This is a genomic window from Sinorhizobium saheli, assembly GCF_001651875.1.
In the GTDB taxonomy this organism is placed as follows: Bacteria; Pseudomonadota; Alphaproteobacteria; order Rhizobiales; family Rhizobiaceae; genus Sinorhizobium; species Sinorhizobium saheli.
In genome coordinates, this window is record NZ_LNQB01000089.1 from 86,137 (window position 1) to 99,841 (window position 13,705).

Sequence of the window (13,705 nt, forward strand, 5' to 3'; positions counted from 1 at the left end):
CAGGAGATGCGACCTAAAATGAAGAAGCCGTCATCGAGGATCAGGGAAGAGATCGCCCGGCTGCAGGAGCAGTTGAAGCAGGCCGAGACACGCGAGGCCGAACGCATCGGCCGGATCGCGCTCAAGGCTGGTCTCGGCGAAATCGAGATCGAGGAATCCAAGCTTCAGGGCGCCTTTGAGGAACTTGCCACGCGCTTTCGCGGAGGCAAAGGACAGGCGACCGGAAGGAAGAGCACGACCGACGCCAGGACCGGCAGCGAGACGTCCTCGGCGCTCGCGCCTGGCGCGGCTGAGGGCGGCATTGGCGAGGCTTGAGCGGATGGCGAGGACTATGTCGAACGATGCCCGCAAGAAGGACACCCGCGAAAAAATCGAGCTCGGTGGCCTGATCGTCAAGGCAGGGCTGCGCTACGAAAAACGCGCGCTGCTGCTCGGCCTGCTGATCGAGGCGGCGGGCCGGCTCAAAGGCGACGAGGCGGAGCGATCGCGGCTGACGGCAATCGGCACGGAGGCGTTCGGCCGTGACAGTAAATAGGCTCCTGCTTGCGCTCATGCCGGCGGCGATCATGGTCGCGGCCATGGTCTCAATGACGGGCATCGAACAATCGCTGGCAGCGTTCGGCAAGACCGCTGCGGCGAAGCTGATGCTCGGGCGGGTCGGTTTTGCCCTGCCCTATGCCGCTGCGGCCGTGATCGGCGTCATCGCCTTGTTCGCCGCCGCCGGCGCGGTGAACATCAAGGCAGCCGGCATGAGCGTGATCGCCGGCGCCATGCTCGTCTGCTTGACAGCCATCGCGCGTGAGGCATCGCGTCTCCACGCGCTTGCAGACCAGGTGCCCCAGGGCAAATCGGTCCTGGCCTATGCCGACCCTTCGACCGTGCTCGGCGGCTCTGCCGCGCTTTTCGCCGGCATCTTCGCGCTCCGCGTCGCTATAAAGGGCAACGCGGCATTTGCCAGACCTGTCCCCCGTCGCATCACCGGCAAGCGCGCCATCCACGGCGAGAGCGACTGGATGGCGATGAAGGGCGCGGCAAAACTCTTTCCCGAGAACGGCGGCATCGTCATCGGCGAGCGCTATCGCGTCGACCACGACAGTGTCGCCGGCATCGCGTTCGGGTCCGATGAGCCCGACACGTGGGGCGCCGGCGGGCGCTCTCCCCTGCTCTGCTTCGATGCCTCATTCGGCTCAACGCATGGCGTCGTCTTTGCCGGCTCCGGCGGCTTCAAGACGACCTCGGTGACGGTCCCGACCGCGCTCAAATGGGGCGGAGGCCTTGTCGTTCTCGATCCGTCGAGCGAGGTGGCGCCGATGGTGATCGACCACCGCCGCAAGGCGGGACGAAAGGTCATCATCCTCGATCCGGCAAATCCGGATACGGGCTTCAATGCGCTCGACTGGATCGGGCGGTTCGGAGCGAGCCGGGAAGAGGATATCGTCGCCGTCGCCACCTGGGTGATGACCGACAACCCGCGTATGGCGGCCGCGCGCGACGACTTCTTCCGGGCCTCGGCCATGCAGCTGCTCGTCGCTCTGATTGCCGATGTCTGCCTCTCGGGCCACACCGACGAAAAGGATCAGACACTGCGGCAGGTGCGCGCCAATCTCGCCGAGCCGGAGCCGAAGCTGCGCGAGCGCCTGACCCGCATTCACAGCCAGTCGAATTCGGATTTCGTCAAGGAGAATGTCTCGCCCTTCATCGCCATGACGCCGGAGACCTTTTCCGGCGTCTATGCCAATGCGGTCAAGGAGACCCATTGGCTCTCCTATCCGAACTATGCGGCGCTCGTCTCGGGCGACACGTTTGCCACTGACGATCTCGCTGGTGGTGACAACGACCTCTTCATCGCCCTCGATCTGAAGGTGCTGGAAGCGCATCCTGGCCTTGCCCGCGTCGTGATCGGCTCGTTCCTGAACGCGGTCTACAATCGCAAGGGCGAGATGAAGGGCCGTGCGCTGTTCCTTCTCGATGAGGTGGCGCGGCTCGGCTATATGCGCATTTTGGAGACCGCGCGCGACGCCGGGCGCAAATACGGCATCACGCTGACGCTGATCTTCCAGTCGCTCGGCCAGATGCGCGAGACCTATGGCGGCCGCGACGCCGCCTCGAAATGGTTCGAGTCCGCCTCCTGGATCAGCTTCAGCGCCATCAACGATCCTGATACGGCGGAATATGTTTCGAGGCGTTGCGGCGAAACGACGGTGGAGGTCAATCAGCTGAGCCGCTCGACCCAATCCTCCGGCTCATCTCGGACGCGCTCCAAGCAGCTCGTCAGCCGGCGTCTCATCCTGCCACACGAGGTCATGCGCATGCGGGCCGACGAGCAGATCGTCTTCACACCAGGCAATCCGCCGCTCCGGTGCGGGCGCGCCATCTGGTTCCGGCGAGAGGATATGAGGACCTGCGTCAAGCCGAACGCCTTCCAAAGCGTCGCCAAGACAGCTGAGGCGAGCAAAGAGGCTCAGCCCTGATGCTGTTCTTCCGGAACATCAGCAAGCAGCCCGTCATAGACTTCGAGCAATGCATTGGTGATCGCCTGGCCGAGCGCGTTCCCCGCGACGCGGACATCGTCCTCCGTGCCGTCGCGCGCCGCCTTGGCGAGCTCGAAACCTTGCTCACCGACGATCTGCTTGGCGACTTCGATCGCCCAGAGGCCGAAGTCACCACGGTTTCCAATCTGAATCGTGTCTTCCATATTGATCCCTCAATTGTCCGTGCCGCGCCTTTACCAGCTTTGTCGACACGAAGGCCAGTGCATGAGCGGCTGGACGACCGGGCGGAGCAAAACCTTCAGCAATCTGTGGAAATGGCTCCGAACACCCAAGTTCTTCGCCGCGGTCGTCGTGACAACGGCACGGACCGGTGGAATGGATAGGGAAAACCAAAGAGGGGAACCACGATGACCACCACGAATGAAATCGCAGACAAGATCGCCGCCGATCATGGGCTGACGAAGACGCAGAGCAAGACGATCGTCGAGGCAGTCTTTGCCGCCATTACTTCTGCGGCGACGTCCGGCGCCGAGACAAGTATCCCGGCGTTCGGCAAATTCAAGATCAAGGAAACGCCGGAGCGTGACGCGCGCAATCCTGCGACGGGTGCGACGATCAAGGTGGCGGCCGTGAAGAAGCTCACCTTCCAGCCGGCCAAGGCGCTCAAGGACGCAATGAACAAGTAGGGCACGCCTGTGTGCGCCGGAGGCGTGTCGCCCCAAAAGTTTGTCGGCAATCTCGCATTCATCACGATCCTGAATCGATCAGGGCAGACCGATTCATAAGTCTCGTTGGACGCGAAGGCTGAAATCTCCGATTCTGTCGGTATGATCGCTCAGCCTTACCGTCTCTATGTCGAACGCACCGACGCCGCGAAGAACATGGCGCGGTACTATGTGCTGGAGATTTCCGGGACGTTGTTCGGCGAAGCCTGTCTGACACGAAGCTGGGGGCGGATCGGCAAGAGGGGACAGAGCAAGATGCATCTGTTCGCGCGGGAAGAAGAGGCGGTCGATCTCTTTCTCGACATCATGCGCCAGAAGCGAGCACGGGGATACCGACCGAGCCCAATGAGAAGCGCCCGGTAGGCGAGAGACACCCCGGCGCGGTGAGTGCCGCCCTCAGAACGGCGGCGCGGCGTCGAACTCACCCTCCTGCTCGGCGATGGCAACGAGAAGCTCTGCCCGCACCAGCTCAAGCTCGGTTTCGATCTCGCGGCGCTCCTTCAACTCAACGGCATTTTTGAGTTCGGCCCGAAGCTGTTCCACTTGCAGTTCGAGGGAAATTGTCATCGTCATCTCCTGATGTTTGTGAAAGACGACGATCCCGGTCATGGCGGCGCGGAGGGTCGGGGAGCGCGGCACGCGACCGGCGGAGCCGGCGAGTGGGGGAGCCGAAATGCGAAAGCATTTTGGGGGTTGACCACTCGTCCTCGACGCGGCCGGGCAGCCATGGCATCCTCGGACGGTCTGAGCAGACCCCCACGTCTCCGGATGGCACCCGAAAAGCCGGAAGAAGGCTCGATGCCTCTACCGGCTTTCTCCTGCGCGAAGGAAAAGCCCCGCCTCGGCGGCGGGGCTCATCGGCGCGGAAATCAGGCTTCGCGCTTCGGGCGGTTCCAGATGAGGGCGTATTCTCCCTCCTTCTCGCTCGGCCACAGTGCCGCGGTGATCGGGGCGTTGAAGCTCGGATCGTCGAGCTTGACCGAGATGTATTCCTCGCCGTCGCTGGAGACCGTCTTCCAGCCTGCGCCGACCTCGACACCATTGGCGGCGGTGATGCGGAAGTCCGGGGCGTCGCGCGAGACGCGTTCGATCGGGTTCAGGCGGGCGCGCATGCTGACCGTGAGAGTGCGGACGTTGCCGACAATCGAGTTGTTGCCGTTGGTTGCGAATTCGCCGATGACTGCCATGATTTGGTTCCTTTCCGGTTGCTCGGGCCGCGCCTATCGCGGCCTCGATGGCGGTGTAAGGACCGGAGGCGAGCGGCAACGCACCCCCGGGGTCCCCGTTGCGCTCGCGCAATGGGGTGGCTCGTTGGGCCGGAACAAAGTGGAGGGCGGCCGGACGCGGCTATTTTGCCTCGCGATGCAAAGGCGGGCGTGCCCGCCGGCGGAAAATAGCCAGGCCGGCCGTTGCGATCAGACGCTCGAGACGAAGTCGTCCTTCGGTCACACCAGATCCATCGAGGTCTGCGTGGGTGCGCCGAAACGCAATCGGGTCGAACCTGGTATGGCCGCCGTCAGACGAGAACTTCGCCGCCGCTTGCACGCAACAACGGCGGCGGCATCGCCTCCCGGTCTGGTCGGGGCAAGTGTTTCCTGCCCTTCGCCATCGATGTCAGCGCTGCCCCCGCTTACATCACCTCAGTTGACGGCCGGGCGTTTCCAGCGTGAGAGACGGCCATTCGACCATGCGGGGTGCTTTTGCCAGGTCGTGGTCCGCTCAACTTGCTGCCATTCCCGACAGTGGCCGAGCGAGAAGGAGGGAGATTGCCGTTCACCGAGCATCCGCCGCGAGGCCTACGCCCCAACGCCGGGCCTCTGCACGGGGGTGGGGAGATTTCCGCGCTCACCCTAAGAAATGTGGTTGGCTGGGAGGAAAGGCACCTAGACATTGCCTTCCCCGTCAGCGTTCGAGCAGCCTGTGCCGGGTTCTGCCGCACCCCGTGCAGAACACGGAGAATGCCGTGGTGGTGGCCTCGATCAAAACATATGCAGCAATGCAGGGCGTACCGATAACGACGGTTCGGATGTCCCAGCAATCCGATGCGTAAGCTCTTGCGTCGGGGCTCAAAGCAGGTTAGCTGAAGTAATGTTATTACATATCTTGCTGCGCGCGAACCGCGCGGCCTAACCGGAAGGGTTTCAGGAAATGAACAAGGCAATCAAATCGCTCGGCTACGTACTGGCCGTATCCTCAGCGCTGGTATTCGCGGGAACGGCAGGCGCCCAGACGTCGTCCGCGAACAATCACGCCCATAGCCATTCCCATGATGAGAAGGGCTCGGTGCATGACGGATATTTTGAGGACGAGCAGGTGAAATCACGCCTTCTGTCGGATTGGGAAGGTGACTGGCAATCGGTCTATCCGTATCTTGTCGACGGAACGCTGGATCCGGTCATGGCCGACAAGGCGAAGCATGGCGACAAGAGCGCTCAAGACTATCGCGCCTAGTATGAGGCCGGGTACCAGACTGACGTCGACCGCATCCTCGTTGAGGGAAAGAAGGTCACATTCCTCCGCGGCAGGGAGGCGGTGAGCGGTGACTACGAGGCCGATGGCCACGAAATCCTCACCTACAAGAAGGGTAATCGCGGCGTCCGCTTCATCTTCAGGAAGACCGCCGGCGACGAAGCTGCGCCGCGCTTCATCCAGTTCAGCGACCACATCATCGCCCCGGAAAAGGCGGACCACTACCACCTTTATTGGGGCAACGACCGGGCCGCGCTCTTGAAAGAGGTCACGAACTGGCCGACCTACTATCCTGCGAAGCTGACCGGATCCGAGATTGTCGAAGAGATGCTGGCGCATTGATCGAGTGAACGCACTCCGAGGTGTGCCTGGGATGATTGCGCAGCGCCGACAAGAATAGCGTTCACCCCGATGCGCAGATCGACCGCGCCAGGGGAGGGCTCGCTCTCTCCCCTGTTCGCAGCGTGGAGGTCATCAGGCGGCCTCCCGCCCGGTCTCAGCCTGCGGCTGGAGATCGTGGAGATAGGCGACGGCGCGCTGCGCATGCGCGGCCGCCTGGAAGATCGCCCGGCGGTCTCCGTCGAGCAGCTTCAGCCACGACGCCACGTAGCTCGCGTGATCCGGCCGCGGCTCCAACTCGGGCACGATTCCGAGGTCGGCGCAAATGAAACTGGCGCCAATGTCTGCACAAAGTTCCTCGCGCGCGCGGTCGGTCAGATCCTTGTGATAGCGGCTGAGATCCCTGTTCAGTCGGTGCGGCGCGCCAGCCCAATGGACACATTCGTGTGAGATTACAGCGACATAAGAGGCCGCGTCGCGAAAACTTTCGATGCCCGGCACCTGGATGAAATCTCCGGCGGGAGAATAATAGGCCTTAGAGCCACCGTGTCGGATCACCGCGCCGGTATTGGCGAAAAATCTATCGGCATGCGCGATGCGCTCGACCGGCTCGACGGCCGGCTCGGGACGGCGGTAAAACTGCTCCGGCAGGCCCTCGACCTGGTCACGATTGAAGACCACGTAGGTCTTGAGGAAGGGAATGTCGCGCTCGACGTCGTCGCCGCTCGCATCCTTCTCGGTCTTCGTGAAGCGGCTTGCATAGACGACAGTGGCGCCGCTTTCGCCCTTGCGCACATGCGCGCCGAGCTCATTTGCCTGCCGAAGCGTCATCCAGGTCGACGACGAGAAGCCGCGCGCGATGCCCTCCGACCAGAGAAGCAGCACATTGACCCCCGTATACGGCTCGCCATTGTGGCGCAGCGGCCGGGTGATCCGCTCGGACGCGTTGCCGGCGCTCCACGGCTGCACCCATGGGCGGACACCCTTCTCGAGATCGGCGACGATCCGTTCGGTGATCCGTGCATAGATGTCGGCCCGAGATCCGCTTTGCCTGTTCTTCATGTTCATAACCTCCTGTTGGAGACCGCGACCATCGCGGCCCGTCACGCGGAGTCCGGAGCCGGGGCGACAGGCAAGCGAGTGCACCGAAGGCCGGAACGTCAGTGGAGGACGGCAACGCCGTTGCGGCTCGCTTTCGGCCCCGGCAGGACCGACATCCGCGACGGGCTCGGTGGGCGCCGTCTCCCTTCTCCTTCTTTTCCTTGTTTTTCGCGGGCGCGCTGACATGGAAAAAGGCCGCCTCCGGGAAGGCGACCTCGGTCGTTCTGAGAGACTGGCGAGGCCGAAGCCCCGCTGGGCTGGGTCAATCGAAAGCCGACAGCTGCGCCTCGGCCGCCTTGCGGTCGAGCGAGTGACCGGGATTGTCGACCGGACGGTCGAAGGGCTTCCAGGTTTCGCCGACGATCTGCTTGTAGGCGGCAACGGCACCCTCGGCTGCCATGCGGAGCGCGTGCGCCTGCACGCCCATGTCGGCGGCGAATTCGCGCTTGCGATGGGCGGCGCTATCGTAACCGACGGGACCGTCGAGGTCCTCGTCGCGGGCATCGTTGGCCGCCTTGGCGGTGGCATCGCGCGCCTCGGTGACAGCCTTGCTGTAGAACTGGCCGGCACCATGAGCCGAGCCGACGAAGGCGCCGACGATCCGCTGCAGGTGGATCTGCATGGCCCGTTCGCCAAGACCTTCGGCGAGAGCATCCGCCGTTTCGGAGATCAGACGCTCATGGAGGTCGCGGATGCCGTCGCTGTCGACGATCGCGGTCCCAAAACTCTCGGCGATCTTCAGCGCCTGGGCGCTGTCGGGGCATGTGAGCCGAACCATTTCGAGGGTGGCGCCTTTGCGCAGCTGGACGACACGGGCGGATTGGCGAGGAGTTGCGGGCTTGGCCATGATCTCTTCCTTTCAACGTCCGAAGCGGTTCCGGCCTGTGCCGGCTTGCCCTTCGGTGCGGTCGATCCGAACCGGCGGAAGACGGACGCTTCAGGGTCCGGGCCGGCCAGGACAAGCGGAGCCGATCTGCGGGCAAGCAGGGCAAAAGCCCTTGGCGAAGCCCCGCGGGTCGGCTCTGCGACGGACGGCGGGTTCCGGCCGCCCCGCGGCGCGACAGCGGCCTTGAAGCGAACGGTCGCCGGTTCAGACCGCAGCACAACCGAAGGGCAGACCGGCTCGGCTCCGGTCATTCAGGCTGTTGAAGGGAAATGGCCGTTAAAGAACGCTACGTCTCGCCATCCCCGCCCTTGTCCGGCGATGCGGCCCTGGGCAGGCGATAGGATTGCAGCCAGGAAGGACCGTGAGAATTGCGCAGGCGACGCAGCGTCCCGGCATCGTCACGCGGCGGCTCGCCCATCCAGACGCGATTGAGGATGGTCTTCCAGCGCCGGCCGTGCTTTGCCGCATAGGCCTGCAGCGCCTGCTCCTCCTCGGGGTCAAGCGGCGGCAATTTTGCCGGTTTGGGCCGCGAAGCCGTAGCTTGCCGTCGCCGGCAACCCCTCGCGTTCGGTGATCAGCCTGTTGAGCTCCGCCACGCCGGCCTTCAGGCATTCGGTTCCGTCGAGATGATGAAACCGGATCCAGAAGGCCACCCGTTCCTGAGGTGAGCTGCCGATACCGGCTCTCTCTTCGAGGTCACCGATCGTGCTCATGGGCGTTCCCCTCCTGCTGCGGCTGCGACGCGCGCCTGTTCCAGGGACGGCCCCTGCCGCGCCAGGAGAGCGGCGATCGCGGCGTCCTGCCGGGCGAGTTTTCGGGCGAGCGCATCGATCTCGGGCTGGCGCTCGGCTGTAAGCGCAGCGAGGTTCGCCCGATAACGTTCAAGGAAAGCGCCTGGTTGTGGCGGCTCACCACGGCGATAGCCGGGCTGGCGCCGGCCGATCAACGGAATGAGCGCGGTCATTTTACGCGTGATCTGCCGGTCGATCAGATCGAGCTGATGCTGGGTCTGCCGCCGCGCCGCCTCCATGCGCAGGAGCTGTAAGCCATGGTTCGCGGAAGTCGACATCACGCTGTCCTCCCGCGCCAACCGACGAAGCTCGAAGGACCGTGATAGGCGGCGTGTTTGCCTTCATCGATGACAAAGCCGAAGCGGCCGGCGGCATAGTCGGCGCTCGGCACCAGAAAGCGCCGCTCCATTGCGCTGTCGCCGCGCTTGCCGCCGACCGTCGCGATCACCTCGGTCATGTCATCGTAATGCTCGGACCGGATCGCCGCGATCACCACCCAGTCGCCGGCATGGGCCCACGCAAAGGCGCGGGCGTCCTTCTCGCGGGATTCGCCTGATGTAAGCGCGCGGCCGAAAATCGTTTCCCAGGCGTCCGGCCAGCTGTCACGGACTGTCTGGTCTGCGATCCTACGATCGTAACGCGTGAAGAGGTCCGGAAAGGTGTGCGTGACGATCGCCCATGCGGCGTCTTCTTCATAGAAGCCATCGTCTGCGCGGAGCAGCGGATGGACCGCGGCATTACGCTCGGCGGAGAGCTTGAAGCCGCCATGGCCCGCCGTGGTGTGCGAGACGACCCCCTCTGCATAGAGGGTGGCGCCCTGCGATGGTCCCCATGGTGTATTGCAGTTGATGCGCACGGTCTCGCGCGCCAGCGCCTGAAGATCGAGGGAATGTTCGGCCTGCTCGGTCACGCGCGCGCGGAACGCCGCTTCATCCTCGATCGAGCCATGGTAGGAATAGAAATCGTCGCGCTTGAGCTCGGCGAGCGGCCGCGACACGCGCCAGGCGCTGGCAAGCAAATGCTTCCCGTCACGAGACGGCAGCATGGCGAAGACGAGATCGCCGACGCGCGCGACAGGCATGCCATCGGCGGCTCGGCCGAATTCCACCCCACAAACGTCAGCGGTGGAGGTTTCGCAGGATTGCGAGATGGGCCTGGTCATGGCGCAGTCCTCCCTTCGACGGGGTCGGCGGCCGCTTCGTCGGCGCCGACCTCGTCGAGCACCGCGCTCGGGTAACGATGAGCCTTGAGCCAAGCCTCGGCGGCCTGCCGGTTTTCGGCGAGATGGAGGAGCTCGCGTGTTTCGCCGGGGCGGTCAAAGATGCGAATGGAGCCGACGGGAGGACGGGCGATGACCTTGAAGCTAAGATCGGAATCAAGCCCGAAAGTCCGGCGGATGGTGACGAGGATGGTGGTTCTGCCGACGATGTCGCCCTCATGAAGGGTGAAGGAACCGGGCGCGGTATAGCTGCCGAGCTTGCGCGGTCCTTCCTTGCGGATGAGGCGACCCTGGCTGTTGCGGGTCTCCCAGGCGGCGAGCTTGTTGCGAAAACGGTCCGGCGGGCGGGGCGTGTTGTCCGACCAGGAGACGAGCGAGCCGATCGGGGCGAGATCGAAGATGAGTGACGCAGACATGCGGACCTCCGTTGGTTCTGCGGTGCGCGAAAACGAAAGCGCCGCCGGACGTGCCGGCGGCGGTGATCAATCGGAAGGAGAAAGGGGCGGTTATTCCGCCGCGATGCCGTAGGCGGAATGCTCTTCAGCGAGCTCGTCGGAGGCGTCTTCCGGGATGTCGTCCTCGCCGGAATGCTGCTCCGAAGCGCCGGGTTCGTCGGATACAGGCGTGTCTTCGACGTCGACATCACCGATCGTGGCGTCACCGCCGGTGTCGTCGTCTCGAGCATCGACGGCGTCATCGGCATGCCGCATCAGATCGGCGATATCAAGCGGGTCGGGCGCGAACAATGCCGCCGGATGAACGAAGCAAGCATCGGTCTTGAAATGCTCGACAAGCGCCGAGCGCGTCTCGCGCACCCGCGGCCGCGGCTGGATGTTGACCTCCCGCGCCGCCGCCTCGAGTGCCTGGCGCGACAGGCAGGCGAGGAAGTCTTCGGAGCCCATGTTTGGGAGGTACCCGTCGGCGCCGATCGCCTCGCCGGCAACGCGCGAGACGACGCCGCTGTTCGACATGCCGCGCCGGCAGGACAGTACATCGACCAGCATCGAACGGGCGGCAATCCTTACCGTCTCCATGTCGAACGAGAACCGCCCGTCCTCGGTGAGAAGCCGCGCCGCATGTCGTTTGAACCGCATCGGCCCGAACACTTGGTCATTGGCGCCGGAGTCAACCCGGACATTTTGGCCCGCAAAGGCGATGATCAGGAGCGCCATCAGCATGTCGTCCTCGATCGGCGCGCGTGCCAGCGCCTCATGCAGCGCATCGGTGCGGAAGTCGCCGATCATGTCATGGCCCTTCTGAGTCACCTCCGGCCGTGACTTCGAGCCCACATCGTCTTCGGCCTCCGTCGAGCCTTCAGCGGCAGCGCCGGTCTTTCCGGCCGCGGGCTTCGGATCCGGCATGCGGTAGTGCACGGTCTGCACCTTTCCCTCACGATCGAGATACATGCCGGTGTGATCGCCCTTGCCAGGCTTGCCATAAACGCGTTCGGCTTTCTTCGGCAGATCGGGCTGGCCCCAGTTGTTGACCTCGACGATCGCGCCCTTCTTCGGCAGGTTGTTCGTCATCCATTCCTGTTGCGCGCCGAGGAAGGCTTCGACATTGGTGGTGTAGCGATTGTCCTGATCGGCCGGACCAAAGAGATCCTCCGCCCATTCGATGCCATAGGCCTGCCGCAGGTCGTCGCCGAAGCTGGCATCGCGCGCATACATGCGGGTCTTCGAAAGGCCATTGGCGATCTGCCACCACGATGCCGTCTCGCCCTTCTTCGGCTTGTGCGCCTTCCAGACCTCTTTCTGCTCGTCGAGCGCGGCGGCGGCAATCGTGCGCAACTGCTGCTCCGCCGGCATGTCGCCCCTGGCCATCTGGTCGAGCATGGCGGGCAGAACATTGGCCAGCAGTCTAAGCTTCCTGATCTGGCGAACGGGCAGCGCAAGTGCGACCGCGACCGCCTCCTCGGTCCAGTCGAGTGCCACCAGCCGCTCGATGCCGCGCCATTGGTCGACGGGGTTCAAAGGTTCGAACGCGACATTGGCGATCATCGAGCGCATGGCGCCATTGTCGTTGGCGGCGTCGGTGACGAGGACCTCGATTTCCTCAAGGCCTGCGGTGATCGCCTGGCGCACGCGCCGATGGCCGGCCTGGATGACGAAGCCGTTGCCGCCATCGCTCTCCGGCGAGACGACCGGTGGTTGGATAATGCCGACGGATTTGATTGTCGCCAGCAGCAGCGCGTCGGCCTGCGGGGACGATTTCGACCGGCGGGCGCCGTCGGGATTGTCCTTCAGTGCGCGGGGATCGAGTTTCAGGATATGCATCGGGATGCTCCTTCTGTCCGGGGGTGCGGGAGACGGCCGGCTGCCGCTCCTTACCTGTCTTCATTCCTTCGAAGACACCCTCCGGACCGCGAGAGCGGACGGGCCGACGCAACTGCGTGCGAGCATCCCTGCCGCGAAGTACAAGCGGGGCACTTGCCCTGCGCGGACGAGTGGCCGGGATGCGCAGCGGGTGGTTGAGCGTCAGCGTCGGCGGACTGACCGTTCTGCGACTGGTTTTTCTTTTCTCCTTTCCTTCCTGTTTTGCGCATTCGCCGCGCCTGAAGCGGCCAAAGGCTTTCCCGCGAGCAACGGGGACGCGTGCAGAATTTCGCGGGCGGGGTTGAAGGTTTCATCCCGCCGATGGCAAACAAGCGTCGGTTGATTGAAACCACGCTGATCCGCCCTGCGCATGAGTTGTGCGGCGGCGGCGGTGGCCCTGAGACGGAGGAAGCGAGATTGTCCGAGCAAGACGATCACAAAGGGCGGCAGGCCAGGAGCCATGAGCCCGATCCGAATTCATCGCGGATAATGGGCTTTGAGCAGGCATTTCTGACCATGTCCATGAATCAGATTCTGGCCAATCCTCTCGACGGGGAGACGCCGTCAGCCCACCTCAAGCAAATAGGCTTGATGACAGTGATCGGCTGTCTGAAGAGCGACGATCCGCTGATCACGATCACCCGTCTGACCGAAATCACCGGTCTCACCCGAAGTGCGGTGGCCGAGACGATCGGGCCGCTCGTTGAGCGCGGTCTTCTCGTCGAGAAAATGGGGAAGAATTCGATGGGGCGCGGCACGGCGCGGCAATTCGAAATCTCCCCGGCCTTCATGCAGACGCTCGGGCTCATCATGGGGGATCCGATCCGAGATGCAAAATGAAAGCGAGCAACTATCGAAGACGCTTGCCTGGACCTGCGGCATGATCCTGCAAAGCGGCCCTGATGACCTGCGGCGCATCGGGCTGGCTTACCGGCAGGCCCAGGACCTGGTCGCCCGCATTGCGAAGGACGACGGCGACGCGCGGCCGCGGATCGTCGCCTGCTTCGAACGCTCCGACTACTATCGCGCCGAAAACGACGTCGCCTGCGTCGGCTGGATCCTGACGGCAATCCAGGAGCGGGTGAACGAACGCAACCTCCCCGACTGGCGCACGCTTCGCAAGATCCTCGACAAAACCGTCAGGCTCTTGCCCAGGTCCAAGGCCTCGGTGCACTGACGGAAACAGTCCTCCCTGTCCGGACCCGGCCCGCGGCTTGCCGTCTTCATCGGCTGGTCGGGCTTGGCACAGGGCGCCGGCGCCCGGTGTTCATCGAGACTGGTTGGGGGAACAAAAAAAGAGGGCCAGCGGCGACCGCGGCCCTATAAGGTGTGAAGGTAATCTAAACCTCCAGAGGGGAACAGCTGGTG

At 64.0% G+C, this 13,705-nt stretch carries 18 protein-coding genes and 1 pseudogene; 8 read left to right on the forward strand and 11 right to left on the reverse strand.

The window, feature by feature from the left end:
- The first annotated feature begins 18 nt into the window (after positions 1-18).
- Genes traC through traG form a run of 3 tightly spaced genes read left to right on the forward strand, consistent with a single transcriptional unit; the run spans position 19 to position 2,471 of the window.
- Positions 19-315, forward strand: a complete 297-nt coding sequence (gene traC, locus ATB98_RS22935) for a conjugal transfer protein TraC (RefSeq protein WP_066877809.1) — start codon at positions 19-21, stop codon at positions 313-315.
- Positions 316-319: 4 nt separating this feature from the next.
- Entirely contained in the window at positions 320-535 is a 216-nt protein-coding gene (gene traD, locus ATB98_RS22940) for a type IV conjugative transfer system coupling protein TraD (protein ID WP_066877810.1), read from the forward strand.
- Positions 522-2,471 carry a Ti-type conjugative transfer system protein TraG gene (gene traG, locus ATB98_RS22945; RefSeq protein WP_066877818.1) on the forward strand — a complete coding sequence of 650 codons (1,950 nt, stop codon included), beginning with the start codon at positions 522-524 and terminating at the stop codon, positions 2,469-2,471. Before traD ends, traG begins: the two co-directional genes overlap by 14 nt.
- On the opposite strand, the gene ATB98_RS22950 is transcribed toward traG, so the two are convergent.
- The gene (locus ATB98_RS22950; protein ID WP_066877820.1) at positions 2,462-2,695 is read right to left on the reverse strand and encodes a hypothetical protein; all 234 of its coding nucleotides are present in this window, start codon (positions 2,693-2,695) and stop codon (positions 2,462-2,464) included. The genes traG and ATB98_RS22950 overlap by 10 nt on opposite strands.
- Positions 2,696-2,899: 204 nt before the next feature.
- On the opposite strand from ATB98_RS22950, the gene ATB98_RS22955 reads away from it, so the two are divergent.
- Positions 2,900-3,178, forward strand: a complete 279-nt coding sequence (locus tag ATB98_RS22955; protein WP_066877822.1) for an HU family DNA-binding protein — start codon at positions 2,900-2,902, stop codon at positions 3,176-3,178.
- Positions 3,179-3,283: 105 nt separating this feature from the next.
- Complete coding sequence (locus ATB98_RS22960) at positions 3,284-3,580, forward strand: WGR domain-containing protein (protein WP_234781997.1); 297 nt, start codon at positions 3,284-3,286, stop codon at positions 3,578-3,580.
- Positions 3,581-3,613: 33 nt separating this feature from the next.
- Here the strand turns inward: ATB98_RS22960 and ATB98_RS29590 are convergent, their stop codons facing one another.
- Together ATB98_RS29590 and ATB98_RS22970 are read right to left on the reverse strand one after the other, a co-directional pair.
- The gene (locus ATB98_RS29590) at positions 3,614-3,784 is read right to left on the reverse strand and encodes a hypothetical protein (RefSeq protein WP_167354109.1); all 171 of its coding nucleotides are present in this window, start codon (positions 3,782-3,784) and stop codon (positions 3,614-3,616) included.
- Between the two features lie 302 nt (positions 3,785-4,086).
- Complete coding sequence (locus ATB98_RS22970) at positions 4,087-4,404, reverse strand: DUF736 domain-containing protein (RefSeq protein ID WP_066877840.1); 318 nt, start codon at positions 4,402-4,404, stop codon at positions 4,087-4,089.
- 961 nt (positions 4,405-5,365) lie between these two features.
- On the opposite strand from ATB98_RS22970, the pseudogene ATB98_RS22975 reads away from it, so the two are divergent.
- Positions 5,366-6,028, forward strand: a pseudogene (locus tag ATB98_RS22975) (ZinT family metal-binding protein).
- A gap of 132 nt (positions 6,029-6,160) precedes the next feature.
- Here ATB98_RS22975 and ATB98_RS22980 read toward each other — a convergent pair.
- The 8 genes from ATB98_RS22980 to ATB98_RS23015 all read right to left on the reverse strand — a co-directional run bounded on the left by ATB98_RS22980 (position 6,161) and on the right by ATB98_RS23015 (position 12,298).
- Positions 6,161-7,087 carry an ArdC family protein gene (locus ATB98_RS22980; RefSeq protein ID WP_066877911.1) on the reverse strand — a complete coding sequence of 309 codons (927 nt, stop codon included), beginning with the start codon at positions 7,085-7,087 and terminating at the stop codon, positions 6,161-6,163.
- 301 nt (positions 7,088-7,388) lie between these two features.
- A complete protein-coding gene (locus ATB98_RS22985; protein ID WP_066877842.1) occupies positions 7,389-7,973 on the reverse strand; it encodes a hypothetical protein in 585 nt (194 codons plus the stop codon).
- A 325-nt stretch (positions 7,974-8,298) separates the two neighbouring features.
- Positions 8,299-8,523, reverse strand: coding sequence for an SANT/Myb-like DNA-binding domain-containing protein (locus ATB98_RS22990; protein ID WP_066877844.1), 225 nt, complete (start codon positions 8,521-8,523; stop codon positions 8,299-8,301).
- Positions 8,510-8,725: a hypothetical protein gene (locus tag ATB98_RS22995; protein WP_066877847.1), complete on the reverse strand. Its 216-nt coding sequence runs from the start codon at positions 8,723-8,725 to the stop codon at positions 8,510-8,512. The genes ATB98_RS22990 and ATB98_RS22995 overlap by 14 nt, the downstream gene beginning before the upstream one ends.
- A complete protein-coding gene (locus ATB98_RS23000) occupies positions 8,722-9,081 on the reverse strand; it encodes a hypothetical protein (protein WP_066877849.1) in 360 nt (119 codons plus the stop codon). Before ATB98_RS23000 ends, ATB98_RS22995 begins: the two co-directional genes overlap by 4 nt.
- On the reverse strand, positions 9,081-9,965 hold the full coding sequence (locus ATB98_RS23005; RefSeq protein WP_066877852.1) for a DUF7007 domain-containing protein: 885 nt from the start codon (positions 9,963-9,965) through the stop codon (positions 9,081-9,083). Before ATB98_RS23005 ends, ATB98_RS23000 begins: the two co-directional genes overlap by 1 nt.
- Positions 9,962-10,438 (reverse strand): hypothetical protein, encoded by a 477-nt coding sequence (locus tag ATB98_RS23010; RefSeq protein WP_066877853.1) that lies wholly within the window; start codon positions 10,436-10,438, stop codon positions 9,962-9,964. The genes ATB98_RS23005 and ATB98_RS23010 overlap by 4 nt, the downstream gene beginning before the upstream one ends.
- Before the next feature lie 90 nt (positions 10,439-10,528).
- Complete coding sequence (locus tag ATB98_RS23015; protein ID WP_066877855.1) at positions 10,529-12,298, reverse strand: ParB N-terminal domain-containing protein; 1,770 nt, start codon at positions 12,296-12,298, stop codon at positions 10,529-10,531.
- Between the two features lie 318 nt (positions 12,299-12,616).
- Between ATB98_RS23015 and ATB98_RS30165 the strand changes: the two genes are divergently transcribed.
- Positions 12,617-13,177, forward strand: coding sequence for a hypothetical protein (locus ATB98_RS30165; protein ID WP_234781999.1), 561 nt, complete (start codon positions 12,617-12,619; stop codon positions 13,175-13,177).
- The gene (locus tag ATB98_RS23025) at positions 13,167-13,514 is read left to right on the forward strand and encodes a hypothetical protein (RefSeq protein WP_066877857.1); all 348 of its coding nucleotides are present in this window, start codon (positions 13,167-13,169) and stop codon (positions 13,512-13,514) included. The genes ATB98_RS30165 and ATB98_RS23025 overlap by 11 nt, the downstream gene beginning before the upstream one ends.
- Positions 13,515-13,705 lie beyond the last annotated feature (191 nt).